Origin of the sequence: Staphylococcus sp. HMSC070D05 (assembly GCF_001815595.1) — a bacterium.
Taxonomy (GTDB): Bacteria; Bacillota; Bacilli; order Staphylococcales; family Staphylococcaceae; genus Staphylococcus; species Staphylococcus hominis.
In genome coordinates, this window is record NZ_KV821155.1 from 12,870 (window position 1) to 36,248 (window position 23,379).

A 23,379-nucleotide genomic window follows, 5' to 3' on the forward strand; every position below is an offset into this window, starting at 1 on the left:
TGCTAGTGCAACATTATCTCTATTTCTATGAATTGCTTTTAAAAGAGTGGACTACCTATCTGTGTCCCAAATCTTTTTATTTTTCTACAGTGTGTACGCGAATTGTACCTTCAACTTCTTTGTCTAATTTAACAGGTACATTAGTATAACCTAACGCGTGAATACCGTGTGGTAAATCCATTTTACGTTTATCAATTTTAATATCGTGTTGATTTTTTAATGCATCAGCAATTTGTTTTGTACTAATAGAACCAAACAATTTACCACCTTCACCAGTTTTAGCACTTACTTCAACTTCGATATCTTCTAATTTTGCTTTTAATGCTTTAGCATCATCGATTTCTTGTTGTCTATTCGCTTCAGCACGTTTATTTTGTTGTTCTAATTGTTTTAAATTGCCTGGTGTTGCTTCAACAGCATAGTTATTTTTTAATAAAAAGTTATTTGCGTAACCTACTGGCACGTCTTTAACTTCACCTTTTTTACCTTTACCTTTAACATCTTGTGTAAATATTACTTTCATGTATCTTCACTCCTACTCATTTGTTCAGTAATTGCTTGTTGTAATTGCTCGATTGCTTCTTCTATAGTGACACCTTTTATTTGCGTTGCAGCATTTGTTAAGTGACCTCCGCCACCTAAGGCTTCCATTGTTAATTGAACATTAATACCGCCTAATGAACGTGCTGAAATGCCAATAAGATTATCTTCACGTTTCGCTACAACGTAAGAAGCTTCAATACCTTCTAAACTTAACAATTCATCCGCTGCTTGTGCAACTGTTACAGGATGATATATTTTGTCATTAGAACCGTGAGCAATTGCGACACCATGTTCTTGAACTTCCACAGTACGTATCAATTCAGAACGATTAATATACGTTTCAACATCATCTTTAAGGAATTGTTGCGTTAAGATTGTATCCGCACCATGCGCACGTAAATAACTTGCCGCATCAAACGTTCTTGAGCCTGTTCGTAATGTAAAATTACGTGTATCGACAATAATACCTGCATACATAATTGTAGATTCTAAACGTGATAAACGTTGTTCTGTTGGCTGATATTCTAATAACTCTGTGACAAGCTCTGCAGTTGAACTTGCATAAGGTTCCATATAAACGAGTAATGGATTTGAAATAAAGCTTTCTCCACGTCTATGATGATCAATGACTACTTTACGATTCGCTTTATTTAGAATATTTTCATCTAATACCATTTCAGGTTTATGTGTGTCTACCACAACAACCGTTGTTTTTGACGTCATCATATCCCAAGCTTCATCAGATGTCACAAATCGTTCTTTCAATTCAGGTTTTTTATCAATTTCTTCCATCACACGACTTAATGTTGGATCGATATCTTCTTCATTAAGTACCACATATGCTTCTAAATTATTCATTGACGCAAATCGAGATACTCCAATAGCTGCTCCAATCGCATCTAAGTCGGGACGTTTATGTCCCATAATAATCACTTTGTCGCCTTCAGTTAAGATATCTTTCAATGCGTGAGAGATAACACGTGCTCTAACACGTGTTCGTTTTTCCATCGGGTCAGTCTTACCTCCGTAAAAACGGACATTACCATTCATGTTTTTAATTGCAACTTGGTCTCCTCCACGACCTAAGGCTAAATCAAGTCCTGATTGAGATAATTCACCAAGTTCAATTAAATCTTCGGTGCCTTCACCAACGCCAATACTTAATGTCAATTGTGCACGATAGCCTACACTTTTTTCACGTAACTGACTTAGAATTTCAAAATTAGAATCTTCTATTTCTGCTAAGATTTTTTGGTTTAAATAAGCTACGAATTGATCTGAACTATAACGTTTAAAATAAATGTTATATTCAGTTGCCCATCGACTAATAATACGTGTCACCATTGAGTTGATTTCAGAACGTTGTGTGTCATTCATATTTTGTGTAATTTCATCGTAGTTATCTAAAAACAACGTTGCAATGATAGGCTTTGATTCTTCATATAATTCATTTGTATGTACCTCTTCTGTAATATCGAAGAAATATAAACAATGCTCTTCTTCAGAATAACGCACATGATAATGGTACTGACCATGTTCGATTTCTATTTCTTGTACTCTTTCAAGTTGCTTAAGAATATTCGGAAAAACTTCATTGACTGGTTCTGAGATGACATTCGTTTCTAGATGTTCAGACATATATTGGTTGATCCATTCGATGTGATCGTCAGCATCAATCACAACTAAGCCAATTGGCATGCGTTTAATTGCTTTATTATTTCCTGCTGAAATATGACCACTCAGATTATCCACATAATTATCCATTTTTGATAATGCTTGTTTAATCAATACCGCACTAATCACGATCATAATGATTAAAGCAATCGCCGTAAACGTTGCAATTAAAGGTTTAAATATAAACCCTACGATAACAATTGCAATTGCCGTAAGCACCATCAAAATATAAGGAATAAGCAATGCTTTTTTAGTGGATTGACGGTTCATTCTTCCACCTCTATTCACTTTTTAAAGTCATTTTTTAATCATTCGTTTTAAGTTAATTCCTAAATCAAGTACGCCAAGTAATGATACGATATGCGTAAAGGGTGAAATAACTGTCCCCACGACCATTAATAATATAGATACCGCATCAGGTAAGCGTTTGGCCTTTCCAAAGAAATGAATCAAACTCAATCCTTGGATATACATTAATAATGATAACACAACTTCGAAATTTAATACGATACTTTGAAATATACTTGGTTTCATCGCAAACATCACACATACTAGCACAATCATGTAAATCCATAATAATGTGCGATTCATCTGCCAAGCAAATAAAGGTCTAAACATAGGTGTTGCTACTTTGAATTTACGTAAAATTGGAAATGTAATGATGATATTCATTAAAACTAAAAGAAAAACAATAATAATGATGTAACTTGGAAGTTGAACAGCCATTTGACGAAATCCTTCTTCTAAGATGCTCTTATAATCTGATTCAACGCCTGAATTTACAATCGCATTGTTCATTGCGTCTTTTGCTGGTTTAATCAATACTTCGGTATTTGGAATCTTTTTGAACGCTTGTAATAACATAAATGCAATTAACGTCACAATACTTATATACATTGTTGTAATATATAAAATGCGTTCTTTAGATGTACGTTCTTTTAATAATTGGCCAATTACAAAACTTAGTAATAAAACTAGAATCATGGCACTTAATACAAAGGTATTCCCTAATAAGGTCGTGATGACTACAGTGAGTAAAGCTCCAATTCCAAATGTAGCAATTGATTTATGCCACATGATAATCCCTGGAATGGTAGCGAATAAACATAGAATCAGACCCATTATTGGCAATACATACGTAACTAAAGCAACTGCTACAAGCACGATAGTTCCTATAATCATTGCTTTAGGATGTACTTTTGAAAACACATTCGCCACTCCTATACTTTTTTTGACTATAAGGTCTATTTTACCTTCTATATTCAAATTAAACAAATGTGTTAACTGTTCTCTTATCTATTATTTTCGTTTGAATTTCGAAACTTTTAAAAAGTGATACAAGTTAGGCGCCCAGTCATTAAAATTAAGTAAAAAACCATCGTGGCCTACGTTGTCTGGCACAAAAAAGTGACGATGATATTTAAAACGTTCTCCTACTGCTCTTACTTGATCATCTGGATATAACAAATCATCTGTAAAGCCCATCGTTAGTACTTTCGTATTTAAAGATTGGAAGACCTCATCCACATCATCGCGCTGACGATCAAGATGATGACTATCTAAGACATTCAACATCGTTAAATAACACGATAAATCGTAAGATTCTTTAAACTTATTACCTTGATGACGTTGATAATTGACTACTTCATCTGGTGTGAAACGTGCGTCATAACTTTTTGAAGAGCGATATGTTAAGAATCCAAGTTGTCTTGCAATACTAAGTCCCTCTTTACCTCCAATATGAATCGCTTCACGTGCAATTTCATTGAAAGCACGACTATATGAAGAGGTTTTATCTGTAGCTGCTAAGATGACTGCCTTATCTACTTCGAATCGATGATTGTATAATAATTCCATCACTTGCATGCCACCTAAACTGCCACCAATTAAAATATCAATTTTAGTAAATCCAAGGGCCTTTATTCCTAATTCAATTGCCTTAACGATATCTCTTAATGTTATTGTTTTAGGAAAGTGAGAATCGTTTAAAGGGGAGCTTGAACCAAAAGGACTTCCAATAACATTAAAAGTAAGAAACTGATAATCGTATATCGGCATATAACCACCATCAATGATTTCGCGCCACCATCCAGGATGTTCATCTGTACCATAAGTTAAATGATTACCAGTCAGAGCATGACAAACCACAACAAGCGGTTGTCCCGAATAACCTACGTGCTCATAACGTAATTTTAGATTCTCAATCGTTTCACCTGATTCCGTTGTAAAAGCACCTAAATTTAATGTATCTACTGTATAATTTGTCATGCTATGCCTCCTTAGAATAAAAAAATCGCTTCTACTCTTAATTTTAAAAGTATGAAGCGATAATACTTTAGTACTTATCATTCGAGTATCTCGTTGGTTGTAGCACCGTACAAATGATTTGTCGGTTGCTGAAGCTTCATAGGGCCAATTCCCTCTACTTCTCAAAATAAGAATATCTATATATTGATTGAATTGTTTAATTTAAACTTATTTTAATACAATTGTCTAGTTAACTTCAATGCGCAGTAAATAAATGAATTAAAAGAACCATCGTATACCTGCAATGAATACAATACCTACAATAATAGTGATGGTTAGACTACGCGTCACAACTGCGATAATGACTGTAGGAATGGTTGCTACAATGAATGGAATATTTAATTCAAAGTCCTGCATGCCTTTATGTTGAACGATAAAACTATCAATAACTAGCGCAGTGAATAATGAAATCGGAATAAATGACAGCCATTTGATGACTGTTTCTGACAGGTGAATACGTGAAATCATTAAAAATGGTACGACACGTACAATTAATGTCACTAATCCACATAAAACGATGAGTAAAAGCATATGTCCAGTTATCGTCATCGATCCATCACCACCCCAAGTGTTGCAGCACAAATTGATGTAACAAGAATGGCTACATAAGATGGCATAAACCAACTTAAAATGAACATCATTACAATAACGAACGCAATTAATACGATATATATACTTACTTTGGAACGTGTAATCGTTTCAAATTGAGCCATAGCTAAGAAAATAAACATGGCTGTAATCGCAAAGTCTAATCCTAACATTTCAGGATGAGAGATGTATTTCCCAAAGACTGCCCCTAACACACAAGCTATTGCCCAAAATGAATAAGCAGTAATATTTAATCCATGTAACCATCGATCATTAATTGTTTCCCCTTTTAAGTGTGGTGTTATAGCAACGCCAAATGTCTCATCAGTAAGAATAGAAGACAAAGCTAAGCGATTCCATATACCATAATCTTTATAATTAGGTGATAATGTCATAGACAATAAAAAGAAGCGGGAGTTCACAATTAACGTTGTTAACACGATTGCTGATATCGGTGTACCAGTAATGACTAAAGCACAAATAATAAATTGTGATGCGCCTGCATAAACCAGTAAACATAACAGAAGAATTTCTAGAACACTAAAATGCTGAGAAGCTGCCACGATGCCAAATGATAGTCCTATACCGATGTATCCTAGTAGTGTTGGAATACATTCTTTGACCCCTTGTTGAAATGTTACATGTGACGTCATTTTAGCTCCCCCTTTATATATATGTATTTTTAAATTGACTATATAGTTAATTAAATTTAGTCTAATATAATCTAAGAAGCGCTTCAATATTTTTAGACATCCGTTTGAGTGAGGTTAGAGAGAGGGATGCTTTAAAATAGTGATACTTCAACACTTTAAAAATATCAGAAATTTTTGACATTTTTTAAAGTTACCTCTCTTAGAGATGTCTTATTTTAATAAAAAAATAAATAAAGCGATAGAGGACTAAGTCACTCTATCACTTTATTAGTTGAATTATATTTAATTATTCGTTGACTGGACGAATTTCTGTTTTGCCGCCCATAAATGGTACAAGTGCTTCTGGAATTGTAATTGAACCATCTTCGTTTTGGTAGTTTTCTACGATAGCTGCAAATGTACGACCTACTGCAAGTCCACTACCATTTAATGTGTGTGCTAATTCTGGTTTAGAAGAAGCATCACGTTTGAAACGAATGTTAGCGCGACGAGCTTGGAAATCAGTACAGTTTGAGCAAGAACTAATTTCTTTGTAGTCATTATAACTTGGTAACCATACTTCTAAGTCATATGTTTTACTTGCGCTGAAACCAATATCTCCAGTACATAAGATCACGCGACGATATGGTAATTTTAATTCTTCTAAAATTGCTTCAGCATTTTGAGTCATATCTTCTAATGCGTTCCAAGAATCTTCAGGTTTTTCAAAACGCACCATTTCAACTTTATCAAATTGATGCAAACGAATTAAACCTCTTGTATCTCTACCAGCTGATCCCGCTTCACTACGGAAACATGCAGTTTGACCAGTGAATTTTTCTGGTAACACACCAGGTTGGATAATTTCATTTCTATAGAAGTTTGTTAATGGAACTTCTGCAGTTGGAATTGTATATAAGCCTTCTTTTTCAACTTTGAATAAATCTTCTTCAAATTTAGGTAATTGACCTGTGCCAAACATTGTATCTGCATTTACCAACTGAGGTGTCATCATTTCAGTATAACCATGTTGTGTTGTATGTTTTGTTAACATATAGTTCATTAATGCACGTTCTAGTAATGCACCGTCTTTAGTTAAATAAACGAAGCGCGCACCTGATACTTTTGCAGCACGTTCGAAATCAGCCATTTTTAATTCTTCTACTAAATCCCAGTGCGCTTTTGGTTCAAAATCAAAGTCACGAGGCGTACCCCATTTTTTTAATTCAACATTTTCAGTGTCATCAGCACCTTGTGGTACGTCGTCTGCAATTAAGTTTGGAATACGAATTAAGATATCACGAATTTTGTTATCTACTTCATTTAATTTTGCATCATTTTCTTTAATTTCATCGCCTAATTCACGCATTTCTTTAATGACGTCATCAGCATTTTCTTTGTTACGTTTTTTTTCAGCGATTTGATCACTTACTTTGTTACGACGTGCTTTCATTTCTTCTGTTTTACCTATTAAGTCACGACGTTGATTATCTAATTCTAATACTTCATCAACAACCTTTGAATCATCTCCTCGTAATTCAATTTTGCTCTTAACCTTGTCCGTTTCGTCCCTGAATTGCTTGATGTCTAACATATCATATTCATCCTTCCAAAAAATTTATATTGAGTGACTATAGCGATTTAAAATAAAAAAAGACCACATCCCCATACAAGGGACGTGGTCTACGCGTTGCCACCCTATTTAACAATTTAATTAAATAAACTAAATTGCACTCCACTATCGATAACGGTTAAAACCGATTGTTCAATATAAGTAGGTAGATTCACATAACAATTAATTACTTGTTTACACTCACCACAAGCTCTCTGAAATTAATCCCCTTATGTTACTTGGCCTACGAACAATACTTTATTAACTTAATTTTAATATAGCAAAGTCATATATAATTTTCAAGCAGTTATCCCATTCAAATTTAACAAACCACATACGTTAATATTCTATCAATTTTAGCATTTATAAATTTATTTAAAATAGTGTTGACGAAACGCTTAAGCAGGTATAATATTTTCTATTGTATTTAAAATGCACATGATATTTTCGCTTGTCTTAATAACTCATCATATCATTGATTTAATATATAGAAGTTATGACTTTCGAATCTAAATAGGGAGGATTCATCATATGGAAACATTAACTAATGTGACAATTCCTAAACGTAATGACGAAACACATAAAGGTGATTATGGAAAAATTCTTTTAATTGGTGGTAGTGCAAATTTAGGCGGCGCAATCATGTTAGCTGCACGTGCATGTCTTTTTAGTGGAAGTGGTTTAATTACTGTAGCTACACATCCTACTAATCATGCAGCCATTCATTCACGTTGCCCTGAAGCAATGGTAATAGATATTAATGATACTAAAATGTTAACAAAAATGATTGAGAATACAGATAGTATTTTAATTGGACCAGGTCTTGGCGTTGATTTCAAAGGAAATAATGCGATTACTTTCTTACTACAAAATATTCAACCTCACCAAAACTTAATTGTAGATGGTGATGCAATTACAATATTTTGTAAACTTAAACCTGACATTCCTACATGTCGTGTTATCTTTACACCACATCAAAAAGAATGGGAACGTCTAAGTGGTATTCCTATTGAAGAACAAACATATGAAAGAAATAGAGAGGCTGTGGATAAATTAGGCGCTACTGTAGTACTAAAAAAACACGGTACAGAAATCTTCTTTAAAGATAAAGAATACAAATTACCCATTGGTACACCTGCAATGGCTACAGGTGGTATGGGAGATACATTAGCTGGTATGATTACAAGTTTTGTAGGTCAATTTGATAGTTTACAAGATGCCGTTACTAGCGCAACTTATATTCACAGTTATATTGGGGAACAACTTTCTGAAAAAATGTACGTCGTACCCCCTTCAAAATTAATTAGTCAAATTCCTTATGTAATGAAAGAATTAGAAAGATAAATAACGAAAATAAGACTTCCCTATATGTGGGAAGTCTTATTTTTACATTTAATTCTGATCTGAATCATTCTCAATATCTTCATTTACACGATCCATGAAATCTTGTCTTACTTCGCTGCGTTCATCATCTTCATCAGATTCAGTATGCAACGCGTTACCAGGTGTCGTATCATCTATCACTTGTTCATTTGGACGTTCTGTCGTTTGAGCACTCGCATGTTCTGTTTGTTGTGCCGCTTCCGTTGCAGCTTCATCTTCAGTTTTATCAATGACTTTCGCAACGGTTGATACGGCTTGATTATCGCCTAATTTCATTAATCGCACACCTTGTGTGGCACGGCCATTTTGAGAAATATCTTCAACTTGTAGACGAATAATAATGCCACCATCTGTTACAATCATTAAATCTTCTTGACCGCTTACCGTTGTAATACATACAACGTTACCATTACGTTCTGTAATTTTAGCTGTTTTTATTCCTTTACCGCCACGATTAGATAAACGATATTCACTTACAGGTGTCCGTTTACCATAACCTTTTTCAGTCACAACTAGAACCTCATCTTCACTTTCAGCATAGGCTACGTCTAAACCTACGACTACATCATTTTCTCTCAGAGAAATACCTTTCACACCTGAAGCTGTACGACCTAGTGGGCGTAAACTATTTTCAGGGAATCGAATTAATGAGGCATGTGCTGTACCAAGTAAAATATCTTGTTTACCATCAGTAAGACGGACTGCGATCAATTCATCATCTTCTTTAAAGCCAATCGCAATTTTACCATTCTTATTAATATGGGAGAAGTTACTTAATGCAGAACGTTTAACAATACCTTTTTTAGTAGCAAAGACTAAGAAACTGTTCTCATCTTCTAAATCTCTTACGGCTATCATCGTACTAATCACTTCATCATTTTCAAGCTCAATCGCATTAATGACGGGAATCCCTTTAGATTGACGAGATAATTCAGGTACTTCGTATCCTTTCAACTTATAAACACGGCCTTTATTCGTAAAGAATAAAACATTATCATGTGTACTTAATGTTACAAGTTGACTAACAAAGTCTTCTTCTAAAGTATTCATACCTTGTACACCTCGTCCACCTCTATTTTGTGATCGATATGTAGATACAGGTAAACGTTTAATATAGTTATTATGACTTAAAGTGATGACGATTTGTTCTTCAGGGATTAAGTCTTCATCTTCTAAGTGATCTAAACCACCCAATTGAATTTCAGTACGACGTTCATCACCGAAACGTTCTTTAATTTCTGTAAGCTCATCACGAACAAGTTGAAGTAACACATCTTCATTTGCTAAGATCTCTTCTAATTCTGCAATATAACTTAATAATTCATTATACTCTTTTTCAATTTTATCGCGCTCTAACCCGGTTAAACGACGTAAACGCATATCTAAAATGGCTTGAGCTTGACGTTCTGACAATTTAAAACGTTCTTGTAATGTTTCCATTGCCACTTTATCTGTGTCAGACTCACGAATAATAGAAATAATTTCATCAATGTGATCAAGCGCAATTCTTAAACCTTCTAAGATATGTGCACGATCTTTCGCTTTTTTCAAATTGTATTCTGTACGACGACGTACAACTGTTTTTTGATGTTCTAAATATTCAACAAGCGCTTCTTTTAAGTTAATTAATTTAGGTCGGCCATTCACAAGCGCAATCATATTTACACCAAATGATGTTTGTAGTGGTGTATGTTTATATAAATTATTTAAAATAACATTTGCATTGGCATCTTTACGTACATCAATAACCACTCTTACCCCTGTACGTAAACTTGTTTCGTCACGAAGATCTGTGATGCCTTCAATTCTTTTCTCACGCGCTAATTCTGCAATTTTCTCAATCATTCTTGCTTTATTCACTTGATATGGAATTTCAGTCACAACAATACGCTGACGGCCGCCACCACGTTCTTCTATTGATGCACGTGCACGCATTTGAATCGATCCACGACCAGTTTCATAGGCACGTCTAATGCCACTTTTACCTAAGATTAAGCCAGAAGTTGGAAAATCAGGACCTTGAATATCTTCCATCAATTCTGAGATTGTGACATCAGGATTTTGACTTAAACGTAAGACGCCGTCAATGACTTCTGTTAAATTATGTGGCGGAATATTTGTAGCCATACCAACCGCAATACCTGAAGCACCATTCACTAAAAGGTTAGGGAAACGAGAAGGTAAGACTTCGGGCTCTCTTTCTGTACCATCATAGTTATCTAAGAAATCAATAGTATCTTTATTGATATCACGTAACAGTTCTAATGTGATTTTGGTCATTTTTGCTTCGGTATAACGCATTGCTGCAGCACCGTCACCATCCATTGAACCAAAGTTACCTTGACCATCAACAAGAGGATAACGATAGCTAAAGGTTTGTGCCATTCTTACCATAGCATCATAAATTGAAGAGTCGCCGTGTGGATGATATTTCCCCATAACGTCCCCAACAATACGTGCTGATTTTTTATAAGGTTTGTCTGGAGTCATTCCTTGTTCATTTAGACCATATAAAATACGACGATGTACAGGTTTTAAACCATCACGTACATCTGGTAATGCACGTGAAACGATAACGCTCATCGCGTAGTCTAAAAATGATTCGCGCATTTCGTTGGTTATATTTCTTTCATTAATTCTTGATTGTGGTAGAGAATCAGCCATCAAGATATCCTCCTTTTATAGTCAGTTCACATTAAGTTAAATTAGAAATCTAAATTAGCATAAACTGCATTATCTTCGATAAATTGTCTACGATTTTCAACAACGTCACCCATTAACATTTCAAATGTTTGATCCGCTTCTACTGCATCTTCAAGTTTTACTTGTAACATCATACGATTTTCAGGATTCATTGTTGTTTCCCATAATTGATCGGCATTCATTTCACCTAAACCTTTGTAACGAGAAATCTGCCATTTTGGCGTAGGATTTAGTTCAGCTTTTAATTTATCCAATTCACGATCGTTAAAGACATAATATTTTTGTTTACCTTGTGTTAGCTTATACAATGGTGGTTGAGCGATGTATACATACCCAGCCTCAATTAATGGACGCATAAATCTGTAGAAGAATGTAAGTAATAATGTACGAATATGCGCACCATCTACATCAGCATCTGTCATGATAACAATCTTATGATAACGAGCTTTAGAAATATCAAACTCGCCACCTATGCCTGTACCAAATGCTGTAATCATTTGACGGATTTCATTGTTATTTAAAATACGATCTAAACGTGCTTTTTCCACATTTAATATTTTACCTCTCAACGGTAAAATAGCTTGTGTTTTTGAGTCACGACCTTCTTTTGTAGACCCCCCGGCAGAGTCACCTTCAACTAAGAAAATTTCACTTTCATCAGGATTTTTACTTGAACAGTCTGCCAGTTTACCAGGTAAACTTGAAATTTCTAATGCTGATTTACGTCGTGTCACTTCACGCGCTTTTTTAGCTGCTACACGTGCTCTTGACGCCATAATTCCTTTTTCAACAATGACTCTTGCAACATTTGGATTCTCATATAAAAAGCGTTCAAAGTGTTCTGAAAATAATCGATCCACGATTTGACGTACTTCAGAGTTACCTAATTTCGTCTTCGTTTGTCCTTCGAATTGTGGATTACCATGTTTTACAGATACGACTGCTGTTAAACCTTCACGTGTATCTTCACCTGAAAGACGTTCTTTATCATCTTTAATAATCTTACTTTGAGTACCATAACTATTTAAGACACGTGTAAGTGCACGTTTAAAACCATCTTCATGTGTACCACCTTCATATGTGTGGATATTATTCGCATAAGATAATAAGTTCGTCGCATAACCACTATTGTATTGTATTGCAATTTCTACTTCGATATCCTCTTTTGACTGATGAATATAAATAGGTTCTTCATGAATAGGTTCTTTATTTTCATTCAGTAATTCAACGTAAGATTTAATACCACCTTCATAATGATAGGTATCTTCACGTTGTTCTTCATCTTCACGTTCATCTCTTAGCGTAATTGAAATACCTTTATTTAAGAATGCTAATTCTCTAATACGTTTTTGAAGTGTTTCATAGTTATAAACTGTTGTTTCTGAAAAGATTTCACTATCTGCTTTAAAGCGAATCACTGTACCTGTTTTATCCGTACTACCTACTTCTTTAAGATCAAATTGAGGCACGCCTTTTTTGTATGCTTGATGATAAATAGTTTCATTACGGTGTACATACACTTCTAAATCTTGTGATAACGCATTTACTACAGATGAACCTACACCATGTAGTCCACCAGATACTTTGTATCCGCCACCACCGAATTTACCTCCGGCATGAAGTACAGTCAGAATAACTTCTACTGCGGGACGTCCCATTTTTTCTTGAATATCGACAGGAATACCACGACCATTGTCAGTCACTTTAATCCAGTTGTCATTCTCAATCACTACTTCAATTTGATTCGCATATCCAGCTAGCGCTTCGTCAATACTGTTATCAACGATTTCCCATACCAAATGATGCAAACCTCTTTCTGAAGTTGAACCAATATACATACCAGGGCGTTTACGTACCGCTTCAAGTCCTTCTAATACCTGTATTTGTCCAGCGCCATAATTATCTGTGTTGTTTACATCTGACAATGTATCCACCATCACTTTCTATTACTTAATAATTTCACCTTGATTAATTCGGTAAAGTTTCGCATTATTCATGATTTCATGATCAATACCGTCTACCGATGTAGTTGTTACGAATGTTTGTACTTTATGTTGAATTGTACTGAGTAAATGCGTCTGACGAGAATCATCAAGTTCACTTAAGACATCATCTAATAATAAAATCGGATATTCTCCGACTTCAATGTTCATTAATTCTATTTCCGCTAGTTTAATTGATAAAGCTGTTGTTCTTTGTTGACCTTGAGATCCATATGTTTGGGCATCCATGTCATTCACATTAAATCCTAAGTCATCTCTATGTGGACCATACAAACATACTGCTCTATCCATTTCACGTTGTTGATATTCATTCAATAACGTGATGACTTCATCCAATAATTCATTCTTATTTTTACTTGTATCGCTAAGTTTAATACTTGGTAAATATTTTAGAGATAATGTTTCACGTTGGTTCGTAATACCAGCGTGGATAGGTTGTGCTAAAGCCTCTAATTCTTCAATAAATTGCTCACGTCTTAAAGTGACATTAAGTGCATATTGTGCAAATTGTTGATTTAAAACTTCTAGCATTGTTTTATCAGTTTTTTGACCAAGTTGTAACTGCTTAAGATAATTATTTTTTTGTTTGAGAATACGTTGATATTGAGCTAAATCGTTGAGATATACTGCCGAAATTTGCCCTAATTCCATATCTATAAATCGTCTTCTAATTTGAGGAGAACCTTTAACAATATTTAAGTCTTCAGGTGCAAAAAGAACCACATTTAGATGTCCAACATACTGTGTGAGTCGACTTTGTTCCAAGTGGTTCACTTTAACTTGTTTACCTTTTTTAGTTATATACATCGTTAATGGCATGGTTCCATGTCTATAACTTAGCTCACCCTCTATTTTAGCATACTCAGAGTTAAACCGTATAAGTTCCTTATCATTGGAGGTTCGATGACTTTTAGCTAAAGCAAGGACGTAAATTGATTCAAGTAAATTTGTCTTTCCCTGTGCATTTTCTCCAATAAGAATATTCACTTCAGGATGACAATTTAACGTAACTGCTTCATAGTTACGATAGTTTTCTAATTGGAGTGTTTTAAGCTTCATTGCTCACCTTGATGAATAATAATAAATGAATCGATATCTGGAATATCAGGGAAATCGATACGATCTTGGTCAGCTAGCTTTTTTCCACGACGTGTTTCACGTTCGCCATTTAATAAAACGTCGTAATCTTGTAAGAACCATTTTGCTTGTCCACCTGATTCAATGATACCTTCTGTTTTAAGAAATTGACCTAACGTAATCTCGCCTTCAACTATTACTTCTTGAACCAAAATAATCACTCCATTTCTTTATATATCATTACTATATTATACCTTTTTCAAGAATAAATTTCATTTAAAATGAAGTATGAAACCGTTTACTTTAAAATAAGTTTTTATTATTTTAAATTGTTATGTAAAAAATAGATCATTTTTTGAAATGATGACAAAAATAATCAGAGATAATATCTCATTTTTTAATTTTAAGGCCTATTTTAGCGAATATAATGAGTTTTAGATAAAAACCTACGTTTTACTTAATTTAGCTTCACTATGAACCTCTCAGATAGTTTAAAATTACTGTTTTAATCAATAAAAAAGTAGAACAGCCATTCAATAAGAACTCTGTCCTACTTTAATTTTGTAATTACTCTTTAATCACTAGTATGTTCTGATTGGTAAAATGAGTTGAGTGACTGAATCATCTGCTTTTGGTTTTAAGATAAATGGTTTCATCGTACCAAAGAATTCTACTTCAACTTCATCATTATCAATTGCTTTTAATGCGTCCATCATATATTTTGAGTTGAATGAAATTTTCAAATTGCCACCTTCAACATCAGTTGCTGTAACTTCTTCTTTGACTGTACCGATTTCTGGTGATGTAGATGATAATTCTATAACCTCATTTCCAGTACTTAATTTAATTACGTTATTTCCGCCTTCACGTGCAAGTAATGACGCACGATCTATCGCATGATAAAACTCTCCGTTATCTAATCCTAATTTGATTTCATAGTTTTCAGGGAACAGACGTGTTGTATCAGGATAGTGACCTTCTAATAAACGTGAAATAAAGTTCACGTTACCGACCTTAAATAATACTTGATTAGAGGCAAAGAAGATATCAATGTCTTCATCGTTATCACTCATAATTTTATTTAATTCAGATAATGCTTTACCTGGAATAATAACATTTTTGTTTTCTGATTCATCTTCAAGCTTTAATTTTCTTACAGCCAAACGATGTGAATCAGTAGCAGTGCATATTAATTCATTATCTTGTATAAGCCAGTTCACACCAGTTAAAACTGGGCGTGTTTCTGAGGTGGACACTGCAAAGTTTGTTTGCGCAATGATGTTTTTAAGTACTTTTACAGATAATTGAATTGCATCATCACGTGATACTTGTGGTAACAATGGATATTGTTCAGGATCTAAACCACTTAAATTAAATTCTGAATGTCCTGATGTGATAAGCGTTTGGAACTGTTCATTTGTTGATAATTTAACATCTTTGCCTGGTAATTTTTTAATGATGTCGACAAAGAAACGACCAGGAAGAACCACTGATCCAGTTTCAGTAATGTCAACAATATCTTCTCCATCTACTTGTTTAGGAATCGTGATTTCAATTGAAATTTCTGAGTCAGAACCAGTTAAGATAACGTTATTATCTTTAGCATCAATTTTGATACCTGTTAAAATTGGTAAAGTTGTTCTTGGTGAGATTGCCTTTAATGTGTCATTCAATTGCGTAATAAAGTAATCTCTTTTTATTGTAAATTCCATTATTAATTTAAACTCCTTCCAGTCGTTTATACTTAAATTATATAGGTTTTAAAATCATAGTAATAGTAGTAGGGCTTGTGGATTAGTGGATATCTAACGAAACACCTTTGATATCAAAGTTATGCACATGTGGATAAGTTGTTAATGATGTGTATTACTTTTTCACATTATCCACAATTTAACAGTTTCTAAATCCGTGCTATATTTATCAAATTATTTAGAAGCATAGTCATCTTTGATATTGAATGTCATATTTTAGCAGCACTGTTATATAACAGATTCATATTTCCTATTACTGTTTACGTATTTCTTTTTCTAAATCTTCGACTTCTTGCTTGAAAATTGGATCCGCCTTAATATCTTTCGAAATTTTTTCGTGTGCGTGAATCACTGTAGTATGATCGCGTCCTCCAAATTCCTCACCAATTTTTGGTAATGAAAAATCAGTTAATTCTCTAGATAGATACATTGCGATTTGTCGTGGATATGCAATCGACTTTGTTCTTTTCTTAGCACTAAAATCTTCGATGCGTACATTGTAGTAATGTCCAACTATTTTTTGAATATCTTGAATCGAGATTTTTTTAGATTTAGGAACTTGAATAATATCTTTTAATGCTTCAGCAGCAAGTTCTGTTGTAATCGGTTTACCTTGTAATTTTGAATAAGCAAGTAAACGTGTTAAAGCTCCTTCAAGTTCACGGATGTTTGATTGAATTTGATTTGCGATATAATTCAATGCTTCTGCTGGAATTTCTAAGTTCTCTTCTTCGATTTTTTTCTGCAAGATGGCCATGCGTGTTTCATAATCAGGTGGCGTGATATCAACAATAAGTCCCCATTCAAATCGAGAACGTAAGCGATCCTCAAGTTTTGATATTTCTTTAGGAGGACGATCACTTGAAATAACAATTTGCTTTTTATTTTGATGTAATTCATTAAATGTGTGGAAAAATTCTTCTTGTGTTTGTTCTTTATTTTGAATGAATTGAATATCATCAATTAATAATACATCGATATTTCTATATTTTTCTCTAAATGCTTCAGGTTCATTGTTACGAATAGATTTAATAAAATCATTTGTAAACTTCTCGCTTGAGGTATACAGCACTTTGGCATTCGGTTTATTACTTAGTACGTGATGACCAATGGCATGCATTAAATGTGTTTTCCCTAATCCTACGCCTCCATAGATAAATAAGGGATTATAAGCTTGTGCAGGTGCTTCAGCTACAGCCAAGCTTGCTGCATGTGGGAAGCGGTTACCAGGACCAATCACAAATGTATCAAACGTATTATGCGTATTAAATTGGTCGATATCATCATGACTATCATCAATGGCAGATGTTTCTTTTACAGTATTTGATTGTTTACGACTCGTTTCATCAAGTTCAGCAAGTTGTTCAGCAGTGTAAAATTTTGGATCAACTTCATAACCAATGATGTCTTTCATAATTGTTTGAATTACATCTTTATAATTTGAGTTTAACCAATCAGCATAAAACTCATGAATAACAAAGATGTAAGCAACATTGTCGCGAATTTCTTTAAGTTCAGTGTCTTTTAAAAACGTATTAAACGTTGTTTTCGAAATCTCTGACTCAGCTACTTCTAATACCTTTTTCCAAATTTCTTGTTCCGACATATATAAACTCCATCTTTCTATAAATTTAAGACTTATACACAGTTTTTATAAGAGTGGATAAAAATAATCACAGCATGTTAATAATTATCCACAAGTTAATCACATTTGGTGGATAACTTTATATATGCTATGATTTATACACAGTAAAAACACGTATAGAATTTATAAAAAAATCCTATAAGATAAATGATCCAGACGACTTATCCACACAATTATACTTTTTAACTGCAATAGATGTCAAATGGCTGTGAATATGTTTGTAAATTTGGTATAAATCTGTGAATATGCGATTGATTATCCACAAAAAATTAAATACTATATGTGAATAAGTGGATAAAAAAGGGTACCATAATTTAATGTACTATAACAGGTTTGGGAAATAATTTATAAACGTGTATTAAATATGTATAAATTTGAGAAACTACTAAGTCAATGAAATGTATAAATATTAAAAAATAAAAGTGAGATAACTAAGAGAAATTCTTGAAAATCATTAATTGGTTTCAAAAGCTGCTTGCTTTATAAATGGTAATTTGTTATATTGTAGTAGTTGCTTGGATTATGACTAGATAAAATCGAATTAAATCAAAATGATTTGATATTAAAAATTATCATTTATCTATTAAAATAGTCAGGTTCATTAGAAGTAGATGTAGTGAACGAGATATAATATGTAGATGGAGGTGTTTTGCATGGTAAAACGTACTTATCAACCAAATAAACGTAAACATAGTAAAGTTCATGGTTTCAGAAAACGTATGAGCACTAAAAATGGCCGTAAAGTTTTAGCGCGCCGTCGTCGTAAAGGCCGTAAAGTTTTATCAGCATAAGATCACTGACTTCTCAGTGGTCTTTTTTTTCGTTTTAAACAAATACATTTTAATAGATTAATGTAACATAAAGAACAATGTAAGCGAGTGATTTAAGCATGGAGAAAGCTTATCGTATAAAAAAGAACAGTGATTTCCAAAAAATCTATAAAAAAGGAAAATCTGTAGCCAATAGACAATTTGTTGTGTATACATTAAAGAATGAGTATGAACATTTTCGTTTAGGCATTAGCGTTTCTAAGAAACTCGGAAACGCTGTAACTCGAAATCGTATTAAGCGTGCCATTAGAGAAAATTTTAAAGTGCATAAGCAAGATATGATTTCAAAAGATATTATTGTAATAGCGAGACAACCTGCTAAAAACATGTCGACTTTAGAGGTTCAAGGCAGTTTAGAACATGTATTGAAAATAGCAAAGGTATTTAATAAGAAAATTAAATAAAGTTAGACTAACGGAAGTCTAACGTCACACAAACCGAAGACTAACCAGTAGATTATAAAACAATATCTTCGCAATTTAATTAGAAACTTATTACAATATTATATTGAAATTTTACTTAACTAGGGAGGCGAGAATGGATAATGGATTTTGATACAATTACAAGTATTTCAACTCCAATGGGAGAAGGTGCAATTGGTATTGTACGGTTGTCTGGTCCAGAAGCGGTTGAAATAGGCGATAAGTTATATAAAGGAAAGAAAAAATTAAAAGATGTTCCATCACACACTATTAATTACGGTCATATTATAGATCCTGAGACACATGAAGTGGTTGAAGAAGTGATGATTTCAGTTTTACGTGCACCAAAAACCTTTACACGTGAAGATATTATTGAAATTAATTGTCATGGAGGTATTTTGACAATTAATCGTATACTAGAACTCACTATGACACATGGTGCTAGAATGGCGGAACCCGGCGAATATACTAAGCGTGCGTTTTTAAATGGCCGAATTGACTTATCTCAAGCAGAAGCAGTCATGGACTTCATTCGTTCTAAAACGGATAGAGCCTCTAAAGTTGCAATGAATCAAATTGAAGGTCGTTTGAGTGATTTAATTAAACGACAACGTCAATCGATATTAGAAATTCTTGCCCAAGTTGAAGTGAACATTGATTATCCAGAATATGATGATGTTGAAGATGCAACAACGGAATTTTTACTTGCGCAGTCTAAAAAAATTAAAAATGAAATTGATCAATTATTAGAAACCGGTACTCAAGGAAAGATTATGAGAGAAGGATTATCTACAGTGATTGTCGGTAAACCGAATGTAGGTAAATCTTCAATGCTAAATAATCTTATTCAAGATAATAAAGCCATTGTCACTGAAGTAGCTGGAACAACTCGAGATGTATTAGAAGAATACGTTAATGTACGTGGTGTCCCATTAAGACTTGTTGACACAGCAGGTATTCGTGATACTGAAGATATTGTAGAGAAAATAGGCGTAGAGCGCTCACGTAAAGCATTAAGCGAAGCGGATTTAATCCTTTTTGTATTAAATAACAACGAGCCTTTAACTGAAGAAGATCGTACATTATATGAAGTCATAAAAAATGAAGATGCTATTGTTATCGTTAATAAAACAGATTTAGAACGTCAATTAGATATTGAAGAAGTTAAAACTATGATAGGGGACACACCACTTATTCAAACATCAATGTTAAAACAAGAAGGTATCGACGAATTAGAATTACAAATCAGAGATTTATTCTTTGGTGGAGAAGTACAAAATCAAGATATGACTTATGTTTCAAATTCTAGACATATCTCACTTTTAAAACAAGCAAGACAAACAATTCAAGATGCTATAGATGCAGCTGAAGCTGGTATTCCTATGGATATGGTTCAAATTGATTTAACTCGTACATGGGAATTATTAGGAGAAATTATTGGAGAATCAGCAAGTGATGAATTAATTAATCAGCTATTTAGTCAATTCTGTTTAGGTAAATAATAAAAATTAAGACAGTCAGTAGTCTAAAATGAATGAAAATAATTAAAGAAAAAAATAGGGAGGTCCATTCAATGGTTCAAGAATATGACGTAATTGTTATTGGTGCCGGTCATGCTGGAATTGAAGCGGGATTAGCTTCAGCAAGACGTGGTGCTAAAACTTTAATGTTAACCATTAATTTAGATAATATCGCCTTTATGCCATGTAACCCATCAGTCGGTGGCCCAGCAAAAGGAATAGTAGTACGTGAAATCGACGCATTAGGTGGCCAAATGGCTAAAGCAATTGATAAAACACACATTCAAATGCGTATGCTTAATACTGGTAAAGGTCCAGCAGTTCGTGCATTACGTGCTCAAGCTGATAAAGTGCTTTATCAACAAGAAATGAAACGTGTCATTGAAGATGAAGATAACTTAGATATCATGCAAGGTATGGTAGACGAATTATTGATTGAAAATGATGAAGTTAAAGGTGTACGTACGAACATAGGTACAGAGTATCATGCGAAAGCTGTAGTCATCACGACAGGTACATTTTTACGTGGAGAAATCATTTTAGGGAATATGAAATATTCAAGTGGTCCAAACCATCAACTTCCATCTATTTCATTAGCTGATAATTTAAGAGAACTTGGGTTTGAAGTTGTGCGTTTTAAAACAGGTACACCGCCACGTGTGAATTCTAAAACAATTGACTATTCTAAAACTGAGATTCAGCCTGGTGATGACGTTGGTCGTGCGTTTAGTTTCGAAACTACCGAATATATTTTAGACCAACTACCTTGTTGGCTCACGTATACAAATGATCGTACACATAAAGTCATTGATGATAACTTACATTTATCAGCCATGTACTCAGGTATGATTAAAGGTACAGGTCCACGTTATTGTCCATCTATTGAAGATAAATTTGTACGTTTCAATGACAAACCTCGTCATCAACTTTTCTTAGAACCAGAAGGACGTAATACGAATGAAGTTTATGTGCAAGGCTTATCAACCAGTCTTCCTGAACATGTTCAACGCCAAATGTTAGCTACTATTCCAGGTCTTGAAAAAGCAGATATGATGCGTGCAGGTTACGCGATTGAATATGATGCGATTGTGCCAACACAATTATGGCCAACATTAGAAACTAAAATGATTAAAAACTTATACACTGCAGGGCAAATTAATGGTACATCTGGTTATGAAGAAGCAGCTGGCCAAGGCATTATGGCAGGTATTAACGCTGCAGGTAACGTATTAGGTACAGGCGAAAAAATTCTAAGTCGTTCAGATGCTTATATCGGTGTCTTAATTGATGATTTAGTAACAAAAGGAACGAATGAACCTTATCGTTTATTGACTTCTCGTGCTGAATATCGCTTATTATTACGTCATGATAATGCCGACTTACGTTTAACTGATATTGGGTATGACTTAGGCATGATTTCTGAAGAACGTTATGCACGTTTTAATGATAAACGTCAACAAATTCAAGATGAAATTGACCGTTTATCAAATATCCGTATTAAACCAAATGAACATACGCAATCTGTGATTGAAGCTCATGGTGGTTCACGCTTAAAAGATGGTATCTTAGCTATTGATTTATTGCGTCGTCCTGAAATGACATATGATACAATTTTAGAGATATTAGAAGAAACGCATCAGTTACCAGAAGCGGTAGAAGAACAAGTTGAAATTCAAACGAAATATGAAGGTTACATCAATAAATCATTACAGCAAGTTGAAAAAGTTAAACGTATGGAAGAAAAGAAAATTCCGGAAGATTTAGATTATAGTAAAGTGGATAGTTTAGCCACTGAAGCACGAGAAAAATTATCAGAGGTTAAACCATTAAATATTGCGCAAGCATCACGTATTTCAGGTGTTAATCCTGCAGATATTTCTATCTTACTTGTATATTTAGAACAAGGTAAATTACAAAGGGTGAAAAATTAATGAGTGGCATCGAATGGTTAACAAAAGAGTTAAGTGAGCAAGGTATTGAATTAACAGATCAACAACAACAACAATTTCAAACCTATTATCGTTTGCTTGTTGAATGGAATGAAAAAATGAATTTAACAAGTATTACTGATGAGCATGAAGTTTACTTGAAACATTTCTATGATTCTATTACAGCTGGATTTTACTATGATTTTAATCAACCATTAACACTTTGTGATGTAGGAGCTGGTGCTGGATTTCCAAGTATTCCTTTAAAAATTGTTTTTCCAGAATTGAAAGTAACCATTGTCGATTCATTAAATAAACGTATTCAGTTTTTAAATCATTTAGCAGTTGAACTTGGATTAACAGAAGTAAGTTTTGTTCATGATCGAGCAGAAACATTTGGTAAAGGTGTCAATAGAGAAACATATGATGTGGTAACGGCACGTGCAGTGGCAAGACTTACTGTTCTAAGTGAGTTATGTTTGCCGTTAGTTAAAAAAGGCGGACAGTTTATTGCATTAAAATCTGCAAAAGGTGAAGAAGAATTAGCAGAAGCACAATTTGGTATAAGCATCTTAGGTGGAGCGTTTAGTGATTCTTACACATTTTATTTACCAGAAGATGCAGGTGAAAGACAAATGATTATAGTTGATAAACGACGTCAAACACCTAAAAAATATCCTAGAAAACCTGGTACACCTAATAAAGCTCCTTTATTAGAAAATTAATCAATTTTTCGGTTACTCATGTTAAAATTGATTTTA

Annotated in this window: 19 protein-coding genes, 1 riboswitch and 1 other annotated feature; of the genes, 6 read left to right on the forward strand and 13 right to left on the reverse strand. The window is 33.7% G+C overall.

Annotation, left to right across the window (positions count from 1 at the left end; genetic code table 11):
- Window positions 1-76: 76 nt before the first annotated feature.
- From rplI to serS, 7 genes are all read right to left on the reverse strand, one after another.
- Window positions 77-523 carry a 50S ribosomal protein L9 gene (gene rplI / locus HMPREF3046_RS08920; RefSeq protein ID WP_070718833.1) on the reverse strand — a complete coding sequence of 149 codons (447 nt, stop codon included), beginning with the start codon at window positions 521-523 and terminating at the stop codon, window positions 77-79.
- On the reverse strand, window positions 520-2,487 hold the full coding sequence (locus HMPREF3046_RS08925) for a DHH family phosphoesterase (RefSeq protein WP_070718836.1): 1,968 nt from the start codon (window positions 2,485-2,487) through the stop codon (window positions 520-522). Before HMPREF3046_RS08925 ends, rplI begins: the two co-directional genes overlap by 4 nt.
- 27 nt (window positions 2,488-2,514) lie before the next feature.
- Window positions 2,515-3,426: a YybS family protein gene (locus tag HMPREF3046_RS08930; RefSeq protein ID WP_070718838.1), complete on the reverse strand. Its 912-nt coding sequence runs from the start codon at window positions 3,424-3,426 to the stop codon at window positions 2,515-2,517.
- A gap of 90 nt (window positions 3,427-3,516) precedes the next feature.
- Window positions 3,517-4,485, reverse strand: a complete 969-nt coding sequence (locus HMPREF3046_RS08935) for a homoserine O-acetyltransferase MetX (RefSeq protein WP_070718841.1) — start codon at window positions 4,483-4,485, stop codon at window positions 3,517-3,519.
- A gap of 71 nt (window positions 4,486-4,556) precedes the next feature.
- A riboswitch (SAM riboswitch) is annotated at window positions 4,557-4,658 on the reverse strand.
- Window positions 4,659-4,743: 85 nt separating this feature from the next.
- Window positions 4,744-5,073: an AzlD domain-containing protein gene (locus HMPREF3046_RS08940; RefSeq protein ID WP_070718844.1), complete on the reverse strand. Its 330-nt coding sequence runs from the start codon at window positions 5,071-5,073 to the stop codon at window positions 4,744-4,746.
- Window positions 5,070-5,765 (reverse strand): AzlC family ABC transporter permease, encoded by a 696-nt coding sequence (locus tag HMPREF3046_RS08945; RefSeq protein WP_070718845.1) that lies wholly within the window; start codon window positions 5,763-5,765, stop codon window positions 5,070-5,072. Before HMPREF3046_RS08945 ends, HMPREF3046_RS08940 begins: the two co-directional genes overlap by 4 nt.
- Window positions 5,766-6,051: 286 nt before the next feature.
- Complete coding sequence (gene serS, locus HMPREF3046_RS08950; protein ID WP_070718849.1) at window positions 6,052-7,338, reverse strand: serine--tRNA ligase; 1,287 nt, start codon at window positions 7,336-7,338, stop codon at window positions 6,052-6,054.
- Window positions 7,339-7,413: 75 nt separating this feature from the next.
- Window positions 7,414-7,617, reverse strand: a binding site (T-box leader).
- 270 nt (window positions 7,618-7,887) lie between these two features.
- Here serS and HMPREF3046_RS08955 point away from each other — a divergent pair.
- The gene (locus HMPREF3046_RS08955; protein ID WP_070718851.1) at window positions 7,888-8,700 is read left to right on the forward strand and encodes an NAD(P)H-hydrate dehydratase; all 813 of its coding nucleotides are present in this window, start codon (window positions 7,888-7,890) and stop codon (window positions 8,698-8,700) included.
- 48 nt (window positions 8,701-8,748) lie between these two features.
- Here HMPREF3046_RS08955 and gyrA read toward each other — a convergent pair whose 3' ends face one another.
- The 6 genes from gyrA to dnaA all read right to left on the reverse strand — a co-directional run bounded on the left by gyrA (window position 8,749) and on the right by dnaA (window position 17,879).
- Complete coding sequence (gene gyrA, locus HMPREF3046_RS08960) at window positions 8,749-11,403, reverse strand: DNA gyrase subunit A (protein ID WP_070718854.1); 2,655 nt, start codon at window positions 11,401-11,403, stop codon at window positions 8,749-8,751.
- 41 nt (window positions 11,404-11,444) lie between these two features.
- Window positions 11,445-13,379, reverse strand: coding sequence for a DNA topoisomerase (ATP-hydrolyzing) subunit B (gyrB, locus tag HMPREF3046_RS08965; protein WP_070718857.1), 1,935 nt, complete (start codon window positions 13,377-13,379; stop codon window positions 11,445-11,447).
- Between the two features lie 9 nt (window positions 13,380-13,388).
- A complete protein-coding gene (recF, locus tag HMPREF3046_RS08970; protein WP_070718860.1) occupies window positions 13,389-14,504 on the reverse strand; it encodes a DNA replication/repair protein RecF in 1,116 nt (371 codons plus the stop codon).
- A complete protein-coding gene (gene yaaA / locus HMPREF3046_RS08975; RefSeq protein ID WP_170999996.1) occupies window positions 14,501-14,743 on the reverse strand; it encodes a S4 domain-containing protein YaaA in 243 nt (80 codons plus the stop codon). The genes recF and yaaA overlap by 4 nt, the downstream gene beginning before the upstream one ends.
- Window positions 14,744-15,103: 360 nt before the next feature.
- Window positions 15,104-16,237, reverse strand: coding sequence for a DNA polymerase III subunit beta (dnaN, locus tag HMPREF3046_RS08980; protein ID WP_131566578.1), 1,134 nt, complete (start codon window positions 16,235-16,237; stop codon window positions 15,104-15,106).
- A gap of 289 nt (window positions 16,238-16,526) precedes the next feature.
- Window positions 16,527-17,879, reverse strand: a complete 1,353-nt coding sequence (gene dnaA / locus HMPREF3046_RS08985; protein ID WP_070718863.1) for a chromosomal replication initiator protein DnaA — start codon at window positions 17,877-17,879, stop codon at window positions 16,527-16,529.
- Window positions 17,880-18,571: 692 nt separating this feature from the next.
- On the opposite strand from dnaA, the gene rpmH reads away from it, so the two are divergent.
- The 5 genes from rpmH to rsmG all read left to right on the forward strand — a co-directional run bounded on the left by rpmH (window position 18,572) and on the right by rsmG (window position 23,343).
- Window positions 18,572-18,709 (forward strand): 50S ribosomal protein L34, encoded by a 138-nt coding sequence (gene rpmH, locus HMPREF3046_RS08990; protein ID WP_000240855.1) that lies wholly within the window; start codon window positions 18,572-18,574, stop codon window positions 18,707-18,709.
- A 98-nt stretch (window positions 18,710-18,807) separates the two neighbouring features.
- The gene (gene rnpA, locus HMPREF3046_RS08995) at window positions 18,808-19,152 is read left to right on the forward strand and encodes a ribonuclease P protein component (protein WP_070718864.1); all 345 of its coding nucleotides are present in this window, start codon (window positions 18,808-18,810) and stop codon (window positions 19,150-19,152) included.
- A gap of 140 nt (window positions 19,153-19,292) precedes the next feature.
- Window positions 19,293-20,672: a tRNA uridine-5-carboxymethylaminomethyl(34) synthesis GTPase MnmE gene (gene mnmE, locus HMPREF3046_RS09000; protein WP_070718867.1), complete on the forward strand. Its 1,380-nt coding sequence runs from the start codon at window positions 19,293-19,295 to the stop codon at window positions 20,670-20,672.
- A gap of 71 nt (window positions 20,673-20,743) precedes the next feature.
- Window positions 20,744-22,621: a tRNA uridine-5-carboxymethylaminomethyl(34) synthesis enzyme MnmG gene (gene mnmG / locus HMPREF3046_RS09005; RefSeq protein ID WP_070718869.1), complete on the forward strand. Its 1,878-nt coding sequence runs from the start codon at window positions 20,744-20,746 to the stop codon at window positions 22,619-22,621.
- Window positions 22,621-23,343, forward strand: coding sequence for a 16S rRNA (guanine(527)-N(7))-methyltransferase RsmG (gene rsmG, locus HMPREF3046_RS09010; RefSeq protein ID WP_070718872.1), 723 nt, complete (start codon window positions 22,621-22,623; stop codon window positions 23,341-23,343). The genes mnmG and rsmG overlap by 1 nt, the downstream gene beginning before the upstream one ends.
- Window positions 23,344-23,379 lie beyond the last annotated feature (36 nt).

Bases quoted from the DNA above. Each gene is read 5' to 3' on its own strand.
- rplI (WP_070718833.1), bottom strand. From the start codon at position 523: ATGAAAGTAATATTTACACAAGATGTTAAAGGTAAAGGTAAAAAAGGT.
- HMPREF3046_RS08925 (WP_070718836.1), bottom strand. From the start codon at position 2,487: ATGAACCGTCAATCCACTAAAAAAGCATTGCTTATTCCTTATATTTTG.
- HMPREF3046_RS08935 (WP_070718841.1), bottom strand. From the start codon at position 4,485: ATGACAAATTATACAGTAGATACATTAAATTTAGGTGCTTTTACAACG.
- HMPREF3046_RS08940 (WP_070718844.1), bottom strand. From the start codon at position 5,073: ATGACGATAACTGGACATATGCTTTTACTCATCGTTTTATGTGGATTA.
- HMPREF3046_RS08945 (WP_070718845.1), bottom strand. From the start codon at position 5,765: ATGACGTCACATGTAACATTTCAACAAGGGGTCAAAGAATGTATTCCA.
- serS (WP_070718849.1), bottom strand. From the start codon at position 7,338: ATGTTAGACATCAAGCAATTCAGGGACGAAACGGACAAGGTTAAGAGC.
- HMPREF3046_RS08955 (WP_070718851.1), top strand. From the start codon at position 7,888: ATGGAAACATTAACTAATGTGACAATTCCTAAACGTAATGACGAAACA.
- gyrA (WP_070718854.1), bottom strand. From the start codon at position 11,403: ATGGCTGATTCTCTACCACAATCAAGAATTAATGAAAGAAATATAACC.
- gyrB (WP_070718857.1), bottom strand. From the start codon at position 13,379: ATGGTGGATACATTGTCAGATGTAAACAACACAGATAATTATGGCGCT.
- recF (WP_070718860.1), bottom strand. From the start codon at position 14,504: ATGAAGCTTAAAACACTCCAATTAGAAAACTATCGTAACTATGAAGCA.
- dnaA (WP_070718863.1), bottom strand. From the start codon at position 17,879: ATGTCGGAACAAGAAATTTGGAAAAAGGTATTAGAAGTAGCTGAGTCA.
- rpmH (WP_000240855.1), top strand. From the start codon at position 18,572: ATGGTAAAACGTACTTATCAACCAAATAAACGTAAACATAGTAAAGTT.
- rnpA (WP_070718864.1), top strand. From the start codon at position 18,808: ATGGAGAAAGCTTATCGTATAAAAAAGAACAGTGATTTCCAAAAAATC.
- mnmE (WP_070718867.1), top strand. From the start codon at position 19,293: ATGGATTTTGATACAATTACAAGTATTTCAACTCCAATGGGAGAAGGT.
- mnmG (WP_070718869.1), top strand. From the start codon at position 20,744: ATGGTTCAAGAATATGACGTAATTGTTATTGGTGCCGGTCATGCTGGA.
- rsmG (WP_070718872.1), top strand. From the start codon at position 22,621: ATGAGTGGCATCGAATGGTTAACAAAAGAGTTAAGTGAGCAAGGTATT.